The 16,741-nt window shown below is 68.2% G+C and carries 13 protein-coding genes and 1 CRISPR repeat array; of the genes, 8 read left to right on the top strand and 5 right to left on the bottom strand.

Annotation, left to right across the window (positions count from 1 at the left end):
• Positions 1-810, top strand: a complete 810-nt coding sequence (locus AC07X5_RS15860) for a thiazole synthase (RefSeq protein WP_494770944.1) — start codon at positions 1-3, stop codon at positions 808-810.
• Positions 803-1,711: a thiamine phosphate synthase gene (locus tag AC07X5_RS15855; RefSeq protein WP_494770943.1), complete on the top strand. Its 909-nt coding sequence runs from the start codon at positions 803-805 to the stop codon at positions 1,709-1,711. The genes AC07X5_RS15860 and AC07X5_RS15855 overlap by 8 nt, the downstream gene beginning before the upstream one ends.
• Before the next feature lie 88 nt (positions 1,712-1,799).
• On the opposite strand, the gene AC07X5_RS15850 is transcribed toward AC07X5_RS15855, so the two are convergent.
• Positions 1,800-4,109 carry a type IV pilus assembly protein FimV gene (locus AC07X5_RS15850; protein ID WP_494770942.1) on the bottom strand — a complete coding sequence of 770 codons (2,310 nt, stop codon included), beginning with the start codon at positions 4,107-4,109 and terminating at the stop codon, positions 1,800-1,802.
• Positions 4,110-4,182: 73 nt separating this feature from the next.
• On the opposite strand from AC07X5_RS15850, the gene AC07X5_RS15845 reads away from it, so the two are divergent.
• From AC07X5_RS15845 to AC07X5_RS15825, 5 genes are all read left to right on the top strand, one after another.
• Positions 4,183-5,706 carry a 3-hydroxyacyl-CoA dehydrogenase gene (locus AC07X5_RS15845; protein WP_494770941.1) on the top strand — a complete coding sequence of 508 codons (1,524 nt, stop codon included), beginning with the start codon at positions 4,183-4,185 and terminating at the stop codon, positions 5,704-5,706.
• 282 nt (positions 5,707-5,988) lie between these two features.
• Positions 5,989-6,768 (top strand): oxepin-CoA hydrolase, alternative type, encoded by a 780-nt coding sequence (locus tag AC07X5_RS15840; protein WP_409959256.1) that lies wholly within the window; start codon positions 5,989-5,991, stop codon positions 6,766-6,768.
• 158 nt (positions 6,769-6,926) lie between these two features.
• A complete protein-coding gene (locus AC07X5_RS15835) occupies positions 6,927-7,646 on the top strand; it encodes a Crp/Fnr family transcriptional regulator (RefSeq protein ID WP_409959254.1) in 720 nt (239 codons plus the stop codon).
• A 106-nt stretch (positions 7,647-7,752) separates the two neighbouring features.
• On the top strand, positions 7,753-8,838 hold the full coding sequence (locus tag AC07X5_RS15830) for a phosphotransferase (protein ID WP_494770940.1): 1,086 nt from the start codon (positions 7,753-7,755) through the stop codon (positions 8,836-8,838).
• A 33-nt stretch (positions 8,839-8,871) separates the two neighbouring features.
• Positions 8,872-10,146: an acyl-CoA dehydrogenase family protein gene (locus tag AC07X5_RS15825; protein ID WP_494770939.1), complete on the top strand. Its 1,275-nt coding sequence runs from the start codon at positions 8,872-8,874 to the stop codon at positions 10,144-10,146.
• Positions 10,147-10,521: 375 nt separating this feature from the next.
• Positions 10,522-12,875: a CRISPR direct-repeat array (repeat unit 32 nt; unit sequence GTCGCGCCCCGTGTGGGCGCGTGGATTGAAAC).
• Positions 12,876-13,278: 403 nt separating this feature from the next.
• Here AC07X5_RS15825 and AC07X5_RS15820 read toward each other — a convergent pair.
• The 3 genes from AC07X5_RS15820 to AC07X5_RS15810 all read right to left on the bottom strand — a co-directional run bounded on the left by AC07X5_RS15820 (position 13,279) and on the right by AC07X5_RS15810 (position 14,921).
• Positions 13,279-13,680, bottom strand: a complete 402-nt coding sequence (locus AC07X5_RS15820) for an OsmC family protein (RefSeq protein WP_494770938.1) — start codon at positions 13,678-13,680, stop codon at positions 13,279-13,281.
• On the bottom strand, positions 13,677-14,102 hold the full coding sequence (locus AC07X5_RS15815; protein ID WP_494770937.1) for an OsmC family protein: 426 nt from the start codon (positions 14,100-14,102) through the stop codon (positions 13,677-13,679). Before AC07X5_RS15815 ends, AC07X5_RS15820 begins: the two co-directional genes overlap by 4 nt.
• A 105-nt stretch (positions 14,103-14,207) precedes the next feature.
• Entirely contained in the window at positions 14,208-14,921 is a 714-nt protein-coding gene (locus AC07X5_RS15810; protein ID WP_494770936.1) for a hypothetical protein, read from the bottom strand.
• Between the two features lie 81 nt (positions 14,922-15,002).
• Here AC07X5_RS15810 and AC07X5_RS15805 point away from each other — a divergent pair, with 81 nt between their 5' ends.
• Positions 15,003-15,734 carry a hypothetical protein gene (locus AC07X5_RS15805; RefSeq protein WP_494770935.1) on the top strand — a complete coding sequence of 244 codons (732 nt, stop codon included), beginning with the start codon at positions 15,003-15,005 and terminating at the stop codon, positions 15,732-15,734.
• On the opposite strand, the gene AC07X5_RS15800 is transcribed toward AC07X5_RS15805, so the two are convergent.
• A complete protein-coding gene (locus AC07X5_RS15800; protein WP_494770934.1) occupies positions 15,723-16,733 on the bottom strand; it encodes an asparaginase in 1,011 nt (336 codons plus the stop codon). The genes AC07X5_RS15805 and AC07X5_RS15800 overlap by 12 nt on opposite strands.
• Between the last annotated feature and the right edge of the window lie 8 nt (positions 16,734-16,741).

Below are 16,741 nucleotides of genomic sequence, written 5' to 3'. Positions count from 1 at the left end.
ATGACCGCAACCCCCAACGATCCCCTGGTCCTGTACGGCCAGACCTTCCACAGCCGCCTGCTGCTGGGCACCTCGCGCTACCCTTCGCCGGCGGTGCTCGAAGCCGCCGTGCAGGCCTCGCGCCCCGCCATGGTCACGGCCTCGCTGCGCCGCCAGGGCAGCAACCCGGCCGAGTCGGGCAGCAGCTTCTGGGAGCTGCTGCGCCGCCTCGACGTGCCCGTGCTGCCCAACACCGCAGGCTGCCACAGTGTGCAGGAGGCCATCACCACCGCGCAGATGGCGCGCGAGGTGTTCAACACGCCCTGGATCAAGCTGGAACTGATCGGCGACGACTACACCTTGCAGCCCGATACGCTGAACCTGGTAGGCGCGGCCGAGCACCTGATCAAGGAGGGCTTCCAGGTGCTGCCCTATTGCACCGAGGACTTCGTGCTGTGCCAGCGCCTGGTGGACGTGGGCTGCCAGGCCGTGATGCCCTGGGCCGCGCCCATCGGCACGGGCCGCGGCCCGGTGAACCCCTATGCGCTGCAGATGCTGCGCGAGCGCCTTAACGTGCCCATGCTGGTGGATGCCGGCCTGGGCTTGCCCTCGCACGCCTGCCAGGTGATGGAATGGGGCTATGACGGCGTGCTGCTCAACACCGCCGTGGCCCTGGCCCAGGACCCCGTGGCCATGGCTGGCGCGTTTGCCAATGCGGTGCACGCCGGCCGCACGGCCCGCCTGGCCGGCGCCATGACCGCACAGGACGCCGCCCAGCCCAGCACCCCTGTGCTCGGCACCCCTTTCTGGCACCACGACGACCATGCCTGATACCGCACCGACCGAACTGGCCAAGGCCATCGTGGCGCACCATGCGGCCACCTTCGCCGGATTCAGCCCCGAGCCCACGCCGGCGCCCACCTCCAGCGAGCCCGCCTACCTGGCGGCACTGCAGGCCGCAAGCACCCTGGGCTTCATTGCGCACGACGCCGAATGCATCGCCCGCGCCTGGCAGGCGCGTACCCAGCGCACCGGGGCGCTGAGCCCCGAGACCTGGCCCGATGAGCCCGCCGATTTTGGCCTGCAGCCCGTACCGCGCGCCCAGGCCTTTGCTGCCGGCCCCGAGGCGCTGGGCCTGTACGCCGTACTGCCCGACGCTGCCTGGGTGGGCCGCATGGCGCGCGCCGGCGTACCCACGGTGCAGCTGCGCTTCAAGTCGGACGACCCGGCCGCCATCGAGCGCGAAGTCAACGCTGCCGTGCAGGCGGTGCAGGACACCGGCGCGCTGCTGTTCATCAACGACCACTGGCGCGCGGCCATCAACGCGGGCGCCTACGGCGTTCACCTGGGGCAGGAAGACCTCGATGCGCTGAGCGCGGGCGATCTGCAGACCCTGCGCCATTCCGGTGTGCGCCTGGGCGTGAGCACCCATGGCTATGCCGAGATGGTGCGCGCCGATGCGGTGGGGCCAAGCTACATCGCCATGGGTGCGGTGTTTCCCACCACGCTCAAGAAGATGGCGACTGCGCCGCAGGGCGTGGGCCGGCTGCACGGGTATGCACGGCTGCTGCGCAGCTATCCACAGGTGGCGATCGGCGGAATCGGAGCAGATCAGTTTCCGCAAGTGCTGGCAACCGGCGTGGGCTCGATTGCCGTGGTGCGAGCCCTGGTCAACGCGCCGGACCCCGAGGCGGCTGCAGGGGAGCTGATGCAGGCCATGCAAGGCGCCTGACGTGCAGGCTGCGAAGCGGCGCAGCACAACACCGGGCGTACCAGGAGGGGCCCACAAAAAAAACAGGCCGCCGAGGCCTGTTTTTTTACTACTTCTTGCGATTGTCGTCGTCCTTGCGCTGCTCCAGCTCCAGGCGCAGTTCCATCAGGTCATTCTCCGCACCGAAGCCCACGGCCTGGCCAGGTGGGGGTGGGGGCGTGATCGGCACAGGCGGCAGGTCGCTCAATGTGAGGTGCAGAGGTTCGGACAGGTCCACGTCCAGGTTCACCGACGACTTGGTATAGGCAGCCGGCGGGTTGCGCGGAAGTGCCCGCTGCGCGGCAGCCAGGGGCGCCGGCGCCGAGGAAACCCCGGCGACGGGCGCCAGGCCCGATGCCGGCGCCAGCGTCAGCTCGGCCGGGCCGGACTGACGCGCGATCGGCACCGGAGCGGACGAGGGTGCGGCGCTGCCGAAATCGAACTCCAGGCTGGCGGCCAGCGAGTCGAGCGGGAAATCGGGCTCCGTATTGTCCAGCGGCGACAGAAAGCTCAGGCCCCTCTCCGCAGCGGCTTCGAACGAATCTTCCACCGGCGTGGTGCGCTTGCGGGGTGGCGGTGCGCCCCGCGCACTCGACGGAGTGGTCTGGGCGATGCCCAGCAGCAGCAGCAGGTCATCGTAGGCGGCCAGGTCGAAGGGCTCGACCGTGTTGCCCGGGCGGTGGAACAGGAACTTGTCCAGCGTGTGCAGCACGGCCGGCGAACTCCATTCGGCCTCGATCTCAGCCAGGGCCTCGGGGTAGCGGTCCAGCGGACGGCCCTGGCGGTTGAAGGCCGAGAACTCGGGCACCTTGGCGTTGAAATAGCGCATGAACTGCGAGCGCAGCTGCATGAAGTCTTCCGCACGGCTCAGGGTGTGGAACAGGCGCAGCAGCTCCAGGTAGGCCACGGGTGTGGTTTCCTTGTGGTCCACGATGTGCTTGCGCAGCACCTCCACCGCCTGGTTGTGCTCGCCCACCGAGACAAAGAACTCGGCCTGCTGCTGGATATCGAACAGGTCGTCGGGGTTGACGATCTGGAGCGCCCGCGCCGGCTCGACCGACGGGGCTGGGGCCTTGGGCGGGGACACCGGCACACGGGCGGCTGCCGCCGCAGCCACCGCCGTCGGCGCGGCATACAGCGGTGCCGGCGCAGAGACTGGCTTGGCGTCCTTGAACAGCGCGGCGCTGCCCGATGGCGCCAGCAGGTCACCCTTCATCGACGGGATGGGCAGGGTTTCGAGCGGCTCCCATCCGGGATCGACTTGCCCGGCTGTCGGGGCGCTGGAATCCACCGCGCTGACCTTGACCGACTCGCGCCAGGACTTTTCGGACAGTGCGGCCTGGCGGTTTGCGCGCTGCCACATCCATGCCAGCAGACCCAACGCCAGCGCCAGCAAGGCACCGAGCACATAGACGACCATGGCCGGAAAGCGCTCGTTCGCCTCGTCCAGTTGCTGCTGCAATTGTTGCGTGGTAGCCAGCTGCTGGGCCGAGCCCGCCCGCACGGTCTTGGCCTCGGCCTCCAGCACACGCAGGCGTTCGGCGTCCTGGGCCAGGCTTTCGGGCGTGGCGTTCAAGGCCTTCCAGGCGGCCGCCGCTTCGGCGCGCTGCGGCGACGCTTCTTGGGCCGGGGTCGAAAGCAATTGGGTGGAGGCCCGCAGCGCCACCGGACTCTCCAGCCACAGGTCCAGGGGTTCGAGCACCAGGCGCGGCCCGGGGGTCGCGGGGGCTGGCGCCTGCGGGCTGGCGATCACGCGCGCATTGGTGCGTGCCGGTGCAGCGACAGCAGCAGGGGCGGACGCACGCGGGGCACGCGCCGCGGCGGCGCTGGCGGCTGCCGCCCGGCTGGGCGCAGCGGCAGCGCCACGGGCCGGAACGCCGGCCGCATTGCGGTCTGGAGGAGAAGAAGCGCTGGCCTGGCCCGATGTGCCCCCCGATAGGCCTGGATTGCCCGGCAGCGCAGCCGGAACCACCGGCAGTTGCCCGGCGGCAACAGGAGCCGGCACACGCCCAGGGGGATCTGCCAGAAAGGTGTAGGTGCGCGTCACCTTGCCCGTGCAACCGGCGGTGAGGCTAACGGTCAGGACCGGCTCATCGACGGCCGAAGTGGTCTGCACGCGAACGAAGGCGGCACGCCCGGCCGATTCGGCCTGGGGCGTCACGCGCACCCGGGAGGGGCTGATGGGCGTATCGCCCGCTACCAGTGTGGCCCCGATACATGACGACCCGATGTCAGAACCCTGGTCTGGCTGAATGTCGAAGCTCAGATCGACCGGCGAACCGATCACCACGGCGCCCCGGCCGTTGCCCATGGACAGCGCCGAGGCGCCCAAGGCAACCACCCACAAACCGGCTCCCAAAATGGTGTTACGGAGTTTCACAATAATTTCTGTTTTGAGCGCATCCCATTCTTGCACATAAGTGCGCGGGCATGTCCACAGCCATAATGGCGCTATGAAAATTCAGTTTCTCAATGTCGGCATCGTGGGCTCGGGTGCCATGGGCCGCGGTATTGCACAGATCGCCGCCCAGGCCGGCAGCCAGGTTTTCTTGCTGGATGCCCAATCCGGGGCAGCACTGGCCGCCAGAGACAGTATCCACGACCAGTGGCAAAAACTCGTAGGGAAAAATCGCATTTCTGCAGAACAGGCCGCGTCCTGGTCTGCGCAATTGCACATTGTTGACAATGCGGCGGGCCTGGCGCAGTGCGACCTGGTGGTAGAAGCCATCGTCGAGCGGCTGGATGCCAAACGCGGCCTGTTCGCCGAGCTGGAGAAAGTGGTGGGCGCCGAAACGGTGCTGGCCACCAACACCTCGTCCCTGTCGGTCACCTCCATCGGCGCGGGCATGCAGCACCCTGGGCGCCTGGCGGGTTTTCACTTCTTCAACCCCGTGCCACTCATGAAGGTGGTGGAAGTGATTGCCGGGCTCAAGACCGAGCCGGCCGTCTGCACCGCCCTGTCGGCCTATGCCAAGCAGATGGGCCACACGCCCGTGCTGGCGCAGGACACGCCGGGCTTCATCGTCAACCACGCCGGGCGAGGCTATGGCACCGAGGCCCTGCGCATCGTGGGCGAGGGCGTGGCCGACTTCGCCACCATCGACCGCATCCTACGCGACCAGGTCGGCTTCAAGCTCGGCCCCTTCGAGCTCATGGACCTCACGGCGCTGGACGTGTCGCACCCGGTGATGGAATCCATCTACCAGCAGTACTACGACGAGCCGCGCTACCGCCCCAGCGTGATCACCGCGCAGCGCCTGGCCGGCGGCGTGGTGGGCAAGAAGGTGGGTGAAGGCTTCTACCGCTACGAGAATGGCGCCGCCCAGGTACCCGCCGAGCCCCCGGTGCCCGTGGTGGACCAGATCCCGCCCGTCTGGGTATCGCCGCGCGCCGCGCGCCGTGCCGAGCTGTACCAGTTGCTCAAGGACCTGGGCGCCACCATCGAGACCGGCACCTCGCCCTCGCCCCAGGCCATCACCCTGGTGGCTCCACTCGGTTTCGACGTGACCACCGTGGCCGTGGTGGAGCGGCTGGACCCGGCGCGCACCATCGGCATCGACATGCTGGTGGAGGAAGCCGCGACCAAGCGCCGCGTGCTGGCCACCAACCCCGCCACGCGCGTGGACATCCGCAATGCCGCGCACGCCCTGTTCGCCCGCGACGGCAAGCCGGTGAGCGTGATCCGCGACAGCGGCGGTTTCGTCACCCAGCGCGTGGTGGCCACCATCGTCAACATCGCCAGCGACATCTGCCAGCAGGGCATCTGCAGCCCGCGCGACCTGGAGACCGCCGTCACCCTGGGCCTGGGCTACCCCCTGGGCCCACTGGCCATGGGCGACCGCTGGGGCCCGACCAACATCCTCGAAGTACTGTTCAACATGCAGACCGTGTACGGCGACACGCGCTACCGCCCCAGCCCCTGGCTGCGCCGGCGCGGCGCCATCGGCCTGAGCCTCACGCACGTCGAGGAAGCGTGATTCGGTACATCCCCCTGAGTCGCTGTCGCGCCTCGGCACCGCCGCCAGAGGCGGCGGCTCTTCTGGCACGTCCAAGCCTGCGCAGGCAGGCTTGGAGCCGCGGCCCTCAGCCCCTTCTCTCGAATTGCTGTGCAATTCGGGAAGGGGGACGCAGCCGGTGCGGCGGGGCGGCCCTTGCACGGCTGCCCTGGCTTGGGCCGCGCCCTGATTGACAGGCGGCAGACAATGCTGAGCGCTGCGAAAACCTGGCAGCCAACCGCCGAAGCCTTTACTGGAGACAAGATGCCCGCAGAACTCAAGAGCACCAGCCAGGGCAAGACCCTGGTCCTGACCATCCACAACCCGGAGCGGCGCAATGCCATCGAGCCCGCCATCTACGCCGCTGGCGTGGAGGCCCTGAGCGTGGCCGAGAACAGCGACGACATCCGCAGCGTGGTCATCACCGGCTCGGACAACATGTTCTGCGCGGGCGGCAACCTGCAGCGCCTGCTGGCCAACCGCCAGGAGGCGCGCGAAGTGCAGGCCCAAAGCATCGAAGGCCTGCACAACTGGATCGAGGCGGTGCGCACCTACCCCAAGCCCATCATCGCGGCAGTGGAAGGCGCGGCAGCAGGCGCAGGCTTCTCGCTGGCCTTGGCCTGCGACATGGTGGTGGCCGCTCGCAACGCGGTGTTCGTGATGGCCTATAGCAATGTGGCCCTGTCGCCCGATGGCGGCGCCAGTTGGAGCCTGGCCCACGCGCTGCCACGCCAGATCGCCACCGAGATCCTGATGTGCGGCGACCGCATCCCCTCCGAGCGGCTGCACGCCCTGGGCGTGGTCAACCAGCTGGCAGACCCAGGCAGCGCGCTTGAAGTGGCCTTGGCCCTGGCCGAGCGCCTGAACGGGCGCGCGCCGAATGCGCTGGCCAGCATCAAGGAACTGCTGAACGATGCGCCCGGCAACAACCTGACCCAGCACCTGGGCAGCGAGCGCGACCACTTCGTGAAGAACCTGCACCACGCCAACGGCGGGGTGGGCATCTCGGCCTTCCTGGAAAAGCGCACGCCGAACTACGAATAGCCCTCCCCCTGCTTGCAGCACCTCACCACAACGGCCCTTTCGCAGGGCCGTTTGTTTTGCTGCGCCTGATTGCAAGACGCTCAGGTGACAACCCTGACGCAGCGCGCCGGTCCCTCACGCGACAATGGGCCTGTTTCCAGTCACCCAAAAGACAGACCATGGACGACCCGATTCTTACTATCGAAGAACGTGAAGCGATCAACTCAGGTCGCTGGTTTTCTTCCCTCTCACCTTCTCTACGCCACGACATCCTGCGATGTGCCTATGTCAAACGCTTCAAGGATGGCGGCCTGATCGCCGCCCGCGGGGACCCGCCCGAGGAGTGGATTGCGTGCGCGCGCGGTGCGGTGCGGGTGAGCTCCACCTCCATATCGGGCAAGCAGATCACGCTGACCTACGTGGAGCCGGGCATCTGGTTCGGCGACGTGGCGATCTTCGACGGGGACCGGCGCACGCACGATGCCTATGCGCATGGCGACACCACCATCCTGTGCGTGGCCAAGGCCGACTTCCGCAAGATCCTGGCCGCCCACACCGAGCTGTACGAAGCCATGCTGCGCCTGCATGCGCGGCGCATACGCCAGCTCTTCGGGCTGGTGGAAGACCTCAACACCCTGCCCCTGCGCTCGCGCCTGGCCAAGCAACTGGTGCACCTGGTGCGCAGCTACGGCGTGCCCAGCCTGTCGGACGGCAGCGAGATGCGCATTGGCCTGCAGCTGGCGCAGGAAGAGCTGGCGCAGTTGCTGGGCGCATCACGCCAGCGCGTGAACCAGGAGCTCAAGTCCATGGAGCGCGAGGACGCGATCCGCATCGAGCCGGGCGGCCTGGTGGTGCGCGACCGGGACGCGCTCATGCGCATCGCCGAGGCAGACACCTGACATCCCGGCCCGGGGCATGCCCCGGCGCCCCCATTTCCCAACACCTGCCGACCACGGCGGGACGAGACAGACACGCCGGCGCCACCCGCGTGAGGACCCCGAACCCATGAGCAATTTCGACCACTTCGTCGGCACCCGCCCGGTATCCGATCAGCACGCCTTCGACGTCAACGCACTGACCACCTGGCTCACGGCCCACATGGAGGGCTTCGAAGGCCCCATGACCGTGGAGATGTTCAAGGGCGGACAGTCCAACCCCACCTACAAGCTCGTCACACCCAAGGCAAGCTACGTGATGCGCGCCAAGCCCGGCCCCGTGGCCAAGCTGCTGCCCTCAGCCCATGCGGTGGAGCGCGAATTCGCAGTGATGAGCGGCCTGGCCGGCACCGACGTGCCCGTGCCGCGCATGCATGTGCTGTGCGAGGATGAGTCGGTCATCGGCCGCGCCTTCTACATCATGGAATGCATGCAGGGCCGCGTGCTCTGGGACCAGTCCCTGCCCGGCATGCAGCCGGCCGAGCGTGGCGCCATCTATGGCGAGATGAACCGCGTGATCGCCGCGCTGCACACGGTGAAGTTCGCCGAGCGCGGCCTGGCCAGCTACGGCAAGCCCGGCAACTACTTCGAGCGCCAGATCGGCCGCTGGAGCAAGCAGTACGTGGCCTCCGTCACCCAGCCCATCCCCGAGATGGACCAGCTCATGGAATGGCTGCCGGCCCACATGCCGGCCAGCGCGCGCGACGAGAGCCAAGTCTCCATCGTGCACGGCGACTACCGCCTGGACAACCTGATGTTCCACCCCACCGAGCCGCGCGTGATCGCCGTGCTCGACTGGGAGCTGTCCACCCTGGGCCACCCGCTGGCCGACTTCAGCTACCACTGCATGAGCTGGCACATCCCCGCCTCCATGGGCCGCGGCATCGCCGGCCAGGACATCGCGGCGCTGGGCATCCCGGACGAGGACCGCTACATCCGCATGTACTGCGAGCGCACCGGCATCGCCACACCCGATGCGCTGCGCGCCGACTGGAACTTCTACCTGGCCTACAACATGTTCCGCATCGCCGCCATCCTGCAGGGCATTGCCAAGCGGGTGGAGGCCGGCACGGCCTCCAGCGCCCAGGCCAAGGCCTCGGGCGACACCGCACGGCCCATGGCCCAGCTGGCCTGGTCGTTCGCCCAGCGCAGCTGAGCCCCCCCCACCGATTACCAACGGAGACCCCCCATGGACTTTGACTACTCCCCCAAGACCAAGGACCTGCAGGCCAAGCTGCTGCAGTTCATGGACGAGCACATCTACCCCAACGAGGCTTCGTACAAGAATGAGCTGGCCGCCAACACGGCTGCGGGCAAGCGCTGGTCCGCCCTGACCACCATCGAGAACCTGAAACCCAAGGCCCAGGCCGCCGGCCTGTGGAACCTGTTTCTGCCGGTGGACAGTGCCGCCGCATCGGGCTACGCAGGCGCGGGCCTGACGAACCAGGAATACGCCCCCCTGGCCGAAATCATGGGCCGCGTGCCATGGGCCAGCGAGGTGTTCAACTGCTCGGCGCCCGACACCGGCAACATGGAGACCATCGCCCGCTATGGCGACGAGGCGAACAAGGCGCGCTGGCTCAAGCCGCTGCTCGAAGGCAAGATCCGCTCGGCCTTCGCGATGACCGAACCCGACGTGGCATCGAGCGACGCCACCAACATCGAGACCCGCATCGAGCGCGATGGCGACGAGTACGTGATCAATGGCCGCAAGTGGTGGATCTCCGGCGCGGCCGACCCGCGCTGCGCCGTGTTCATCACCATGGGCAAGAGCGATCCCGAAGCGCCCAAGCACTCGCAGCAGAGCATGGTGCTGGTGCCCGCCGATACCAAGGGCATCAACATCATCCGCCCGCTCAACGTGTTCGGCTACGACGACGCACCCCACGGCCACGTGGAGATGACCTTCGACAATGTGCGCGTGCCGGTCTCCAACATCCTGCTGGGCGAGGGCCGTGGCTTCGAAATCGCCCAGGGCCGCCTCGGCCCCGGCCGCATCCACCATTGCATGCGCCTGATCGGCCTGGCCGAGCGCGCGCTGGAGCTGATGTGCAAGCGCGCCAGCTCGCGCGTCGCCTTCGGCAAGAGCGTGGCCCAGCAGACCGTGACGCAGGAACGCATCGCCGAAGCCCGCTGCAAGATCGACATGGCCCGCCTGCTCACGCTGAAGGCCGCCTGGCTGATGGACGTGGCCGGCAACAAGGTCGCCAAGACCGAGATCGCCATGATCAAGGTCGTCGCCCCCAGCATGGCCTGCCAGGTGATCGACTGGGCCATGCAGGTGCATGGCGGCGGCGGCATGTGCGACGACTTCCCGCTGGCCTATGCCTACGCCGGCGCGCGCACGCTGCGCTTTGCCGACGGCCCGGACGAGGTGCACCGCAACGCCATCGCCAAGTGGGAGCTGGGCAAGTACGGCGCCTACGGCCGCGATGCCGGTGTGCCCGTGACGCGCGGAAGCTGATCCTGATCGGCCACCTCCCGCGTTCGTGCCCGGCACGCACGGCGCGGGACCAGTGGCCCCCCATGCAGCCTCGGTGCCCTGCCCGCAGGCGCTGCATCCATTGCGCCAATGCCCAATCCTGGGCATGGGGCACCTGCGAGTCCGGACCATCAGAGTCGGCATGGCGCCCCCGAGCACCAGCCGCCGGTAGCGGGCTCCTTGCGAACCCCAAGTGATCGCAAATTCCCATGGAGCTTCGCAGCGCTCCGAGTGCCTTATCGCACAAGGTTTTTTTCAACGCACCGCGTCATCTCCCGCCTCGCCCTCTCTCGGCCGTGGTCGGTTCGCGCAAGGCTCTGTTTTTCGCGTTGAGCGTCAACACGTTATAAACAGGCAGTCGCGCCCCGTGTGGGCGCGTGGATTGAAACGTCGGGTGGGTGATCGCCTGGGACTGGAGCCCGGTGTCGCGCCCCGTGTGGGCGCGTGGATTGAAACACCCACGGTGCCCCAATCGCTCACGCCTCGGCAAGTCGCGCCCCGTGTGGGCGCGTGGATTGAAACCACTGAGGCACCGTTGTTGCCTGCAGCATTGCCCGTCGCGCCCCGTGTGGGCGCGTGGATTGAAACACGAAAGCAACCGCGCGCTGTGGGACCAGGTGCGTCGCGCCCCGTGTGGGCGCGTGGATTGAAACGCAGCCAGCAGCCCACCGACGACACGACAGGGGCGTCGCGCCCCGTGTGGGCGCGTGGATTGAAACACACGAGACGTAGAAATTGTTGCCGTCGACCAGGTCGCGCCCCGTGTGGGCGCGTGGATTGAAACTCCAGCGCTTCCTTGACCTCTTCGGCCCCAAGTTCGTCGCGCCCCGTGTGGGCGCGTGGATTGAAACATGACGAAGCGAGCGGCAGCGGTGTACTCGCCAGGTCGCGCCCCGTGTGGGCGCGTGGATTGAAACGCGCCTGAGCAGCCGAATTGTACACACGGGGGAATTGTCGCGCCCCGTGTGGGCGCGTGGATTGAAACAGGAGCGCACGGGTCAAGACCCGGACGGCAATCCGTGTCGCGCCCCGTGTGGGCGCGTGGATTGAAACCAGCCATACCACTCGGCGATGCGGAACAGCGTGCCGTCGCGCCCCGTGTGGGCGCGTGGATTGAAACACTTACTGGTGTTGGTGTTGGTGTTGGTGTCGCGCCCCGTGTGGGCGCGTGGATTGAAACATGTCGGGCTTGTCGAGGTCGAACATCACGTGAGTCGCGCCCCGTGTGGGCGCGTGGATTGAAACTCCACCACCCGGGCGAAGTCCTCCACCGAAACCGTCGCGCCCCGTGTGGGCGCGTGGATTGAAACACGCCCAGGTAGAGCTTGTCATCTCGGCACGAGGGGTCGCGCCCCGTGTGGGCGCGTGGATTGAAACCATCTCGCGGACGATGCGTTCCCAGGTCTCGACGTCGCGCCCCGTGTGGGCGCGTGGATTGAAACTCCGAAGACACGTTCGGCGCGAAGATCCGCGGCCGGAGTCGCGCCCCGTGTGGGCGCGTGGATTGAAACTCCTATGGAAACAGGCCTTTTGCCTTGGCGGTTGGTCGCGCCCCGTGTGGGCGCGTGGATTGAAACAGGCTCAAGGACAGCTGTCGCAGGTACTCGGCGGTCGCGCCCCGTGTGGGCGCGTGGATTGAAACTCTACGCATGACCCACTAGAGGCGATGCGCGAGTACGTCGCGCCCCGTGTGGGCGCGTGGATTGAAATAGCTGCATCGGCAGTCGCGGCGAACGCATCGGCAGTCGCGCCCCGTGTGGGCGCGTGGATTGAAACATTGCCAAGCACTTGAACATCGAGATCGGCCTCAGTCGCGCCCCGTGTGGGCGCGTGGATTGAAACTCTGGCGGGGCGAAGGACCGCACGGGGGCGGGCTCGTGGCGCCCCGTGTGGGCGCGTGGATTGAAACCAGCGACAGGAACGCGGCGCCATGGCCGGCCTCGTCGCGCCCCGTATGGGCGCGTGGATTGAAACATGAACTTGGAAATCCACGAATGGCTCACGCCGGACGTCGCGCCCCGTGTGGGCGCGTGGATTGAAACTCGGCGGTGCCATCGCCGCCACCACCGCCTGGCAGGTCGCGCCCCGTGTGGGCGCGTGGATTGAAACATGGTTGCCAACGCTGGCGGCTACGACGTGGCGCGTCGCGCCCCGTGTGGGCGCGTGGATTGAAACAAGGCCATCATCGAGTGGCCGCACAACATGGAGCGTCGCGCCCCGTGTGGGCGCGTGGATTGAAACACCGACTCCACGGTGGCGCGCGCGGGCGGTTTGATGTCGCGCCCCGTGTGGGCGCGTGGATTGAAACGCAAGCATCAGCAATGCTGCGGGCGACCTCGGCGTGTCGCGCCCCGTGTGGGCGCGTGGATTGAAACAACATGAAGCCCGGCATGCGCCGCACGGACAGCGGCGTCGCGCCCCGTGTGGGCGCGTGGATTGAAACAGACGGTGGTGATCTCGGTCGCACGGCAGGGCCCAGTCGCGCCCCGTATGGGCGCGTGGATTGAAACGTGGTGCAGGCCGCATCAACGGAGGAAGCCGACGGTCGCGCCCCCGTGTGGGCGCGTGGATTGAAACACCAGCTGCTCCGTGCACCAAAGACGCTCAGCCGGGTCGCGCCCCGTGTGGGCGCGTGGATTGAAACGCGAGCCTGCGCGGCTGGACCACCGACCGCTGGGCGTCGCGCCCCGTGTGGGCGCGTGGATTGAAACCGTAACCCCACCTACCCCTGACCGCACGGCGTCAGGTCGCGCCCCGTGTGGCGCGTGGATTGAAACTTCGAGAACTCGGGCAACAAGCTTGGCAAGGGCGTGTCGCGCCCCGTGTGGGCGCGTGGATTAAAACGTACAAGGAAATCGTGGCGCCTGGCGCCTTCGCTGGTCGCGCCCCGTGTGGGCGCGTGGATTGAAACCTGACCGGTGCATTCCGCCAGGGCGCCCAGCTCTTGTCGCGCCCCGTGTGGGTTCGTGGATTGAAACATCGGCGTGTCAGTGCGTGACCGCTCGGTGGTGGGTCGCGCCCCGCGTGGGCGCGTTGATTGAAACTACATGAAAGCCAACATGATCAACACGCCGGCCTACATCGCCCCCATGCCCGGCACCCGAGCCCAGCGGCTCAATTCCCCCGTTCGCTGGTGATCTCGGCACCGTCGCGCAGGGCCTTGGTCACGGGCGTGTTGGCGACCACCTCCAGCAGCCGCTCCCACTGGGCGTCGCTGAGCGCCTGGTCCGAATGCAGGACGCGGTGGATGTGCAGCCTGCCCTCCTCGTCCCGGTTCAAGGACAGCTCGGCCCGGAACTCGCCGAGGCTCCAGCCCTTGCGCTCGGCGTACATGCGCAAGGTGATGGCCGTGCAGGCCGACAGGGCCGCCAGGTAGTAGTCGAAGGGTGCGGGGCCCTTCCCCTGGCCGCCCAGCGCCCGGGGTTCGTCGGCGACCAGGTCGAAATGGCCCGCGCGCACCTGGTGGACGTAGTTGGTGTCGCCCGACACCACCGAAGCCGATGCCACCTTGGTCATTGCGCTGTGCCCTCCGCAGTTGCCAGCGCCGAAGCGATGCGGACTTCGCCGGTCAGCAGCTTGTGCACCGGGCAGGCATTGGCCACCTGCAGCAGGCGCTCGCGCTGCTCATCGCTCAGCGCGCCCGACAAGGTGATGCTGCGCGTGATGTCGGTGCCGCTGGCCGGCGCACCGCCGGGGTGGAGCTGCAAGGCCACCTCCACGCCGGCCAGGGGCCACTGCTTGCGCCGGGCGAACATCTGCAGGGTGATGACGGTGCATGCCCCCAGGCTCGACAGCAGCAGGTGGAACGGGGACGGGCCGGCATCGGCACCGCCCAGGTCGGTGGGCTCATCGCCAATCCAGGTATGGCCGGCCTCGTCGGCCAGGGTCACGGCATAGGGAGTGGTCCCGCCGATGGCGCGGACAGAAGGTGTGCTCATTCAGGCTCTCTCAGGCCCGGCGCCCATGCGCCGGTGGCCTGTGATCATAAAAGCCTGCTTGCGACCTGTCCGGGACCGGGACAAATCGCAGACTAGCCCAGCCTGTCACAGATCGAGCGGCGGTGCCGGCAGGTTCTGCGCTGCAGCCTGGGCCGCCGTCACGAGCACCGCATGGGCATGGGCAATTTCCGCCAGGGTGCGGCGCGTGTGCTCGGTGCGCAGATAGACATGCCCGCGCGCCAGCATCAGCACCATGGGCGTTTCGGATCTCAGGGCGCCCTGCTCGCCTTCCACCGCATTGAGCAGCGCGGAGACCAGATGGGCATGGACCCAGCGCTCGGCATGGTCGATGCGCTCGGCCACCACCGCGAAATGGCGCACGAACGAGCTTGGCAGCTCGGGCCAGGAGACCTCGTCGAACATGGACAGCCAGCGCATCTCCTCGGGCATGCGCGCATCCACGCTGGTCTGCAGGTTGTCGGTGATGGCGTTGTAGGCGTGGCGCTCCAGCGCATCGCGCAGCGGGCGGTTGAGCACCAGCACGGCCGCGTCGGGGTCGGCCTTCACGTCGGCGCGCCCGCGCAGCTCCAGGCCAAGGATGTAGTCGCGCGTGGAGGCCCCGCACTCCAGCCGCCAGGGATGGCCCAGGATCTCGCCCCCCACGTCGAAGTGGCCCGCACCTGCCTGCGGCACGCTGGACAGGTGCTGGTCGGCAATCCAGCGCGCCAGTTGCGCACCGGTCACGGGCTGGTTGGAAGACAGGCCATCGGAAGAATCGGATGGCGCCCCGGCAAAGGCCTGGCGGATGCGATCGAACATGGTGTGCTCACAAGCCGCAAGGCTTCGATGAAGTCGCAGATGCACCATTATTGGCACAAACCGCTACGATTGGGAGGCACCATGACCTCGCTCCCATTACCCGCCCCCCTTGTTCGTGACATTTTGGCGGTTTCCGCCGTGCCGCAAACCGGCCTGCGGCGCCGTGCCCTGCTGCTGGGTGGCGCCGCCACCGCGCTGGCCGCTACGGCCTGGAGCCCGGCGGCACGCGCCGCCACACCGTGGGAAGGCGCAAGCGCCACGGTGGACGCGCAGCGCCTGGTGCGCTGGATCCAGTCCAGCGGCAACCACCAGGGCATGCCCTTCGCGGTGATCGACAAGCCCGCCGCCAGCATCCACGTATTCGGCCCCGGTGGCGGCCATGCGGGCAGCGCGCCGGTACTGCTGGGCTCGGCCCTGGGCGACCGTTCGGCACCCGGCATAGGCCAGAAGCCGCTGTCGCAGATCCGCCCACAGGAGCGCACCACGCCGGCCGGCCGCTTCGTGAGCGAGCCCGGCAGCAACCTGCAGGGCCACGACATCGTGTGGATCGACTACGAGGCCGCCGTGTCGCTGCACCGCGTGCGCGGCGCCCCGGCCGAGCGCCGGGTGCAGCGGCTGGCCAGCCCGGTGCTGGCCGAGCGGCGTATCAGCAATGGCTGCGTGAATGCGCCCACCGCGTTCTACAACCGCTGCATTGCGCCCTGGTTCGGGCGCGAGGCGGGCGTGGTCTATGTGCTGCCCGATTCGGAGCCGTTCGCCGCCTTCTTTCCAGCGGCGGACGCGGCCTACCCGCTGGCCCGGCTACCGTCCTGAACCCAGCCTGAAGGCGGGCCGCCGGCCACCCACCTCCAGCCCGCGCGCATTGACGATGCGCGCCGAGCGCCGCGGTGCCAGCGCCTCGCGCTGCGCGTCGCTGAGCCAGCCGAGCTGGTCCATCACCTCCACCGAGGCGGCCACCTGGGCCAGCATGCTGCCGTCCATGACCTTGAGCGCAAAGGCCTCGCCCCGGCTGCGGCTGCCCACCACCTGCACGCCGTCGGCGCCGGTCTTGGAGACCCAGTCGCCCGCGCCCACGCGCATGAAGTCGAGGTCGTGCCGCCCGGTCCCCGAGCCCAGCTCGGGCCGCGCCACCATGGCATCGGCCAGCGCGGTAAGGCTTTCGTCGAGATCGGTGTCCGGCGCGCCACCGGCCAAGCGCGCGTAGCCGCGGGCCAGGTTGGCCAGCGGCAGCGCGTAGTTGGGGGCGGAGCAACCGTCCGTGCCGGCGGCCAGGTCGCCCGGCACCAGGCCCACGGCCTGCGCAACGCGCTCGCGTACCGCCACCTGAAGCGGGTGGCCAGGGTTCAGATGGTCATCGAGCGGCAGGCCCTGCTGCACGCAGTAGGCCACAAAGCCCGCGTGCTTGCCGCTGCAGTTGTTGTGGCGCTCATCGGGCACGAAGCTCGCAGGCAGCCCGCCGAGCCCCAGTTCGGCGAACAGCGGCCGGTGGCAGCCGCAGCGCAGCGCGTGGTAGTCCTGGCCCACGCTGGCGAGCATGCGCTCGACCTGCTCCACGTGCATGGGTTCGCCGTTGTGGCTGGCGCACAGCAGCGCCAGGTCGGCCGGGCCCCAGCCCAGGGCCCGGGCCCCGCCCGACTGTATGAAAGGGAGTGCCTGGAAGGCCTTGATGGTGGAGCGCGTGAACACCACCGCCCCTGGGTCACCCACCTGGGCTAGCAGCTTCCCATCACGGTTGGCCACAGCCACGGCCCCCCAGTGCTGGCATTCGACCAGGCCGCCCCGGGTGACTTCGATCAATGGTGCGAAACCCATGGGTATCC

The organism is Acidovorax sp. GW458-11-26-14-TSB4, from assembly GCF_059423865.1.
Note: the sequence above shows the minus strand (reverse complement) of the source record. Positions and strands in the feature narration are given on the sequence as shown.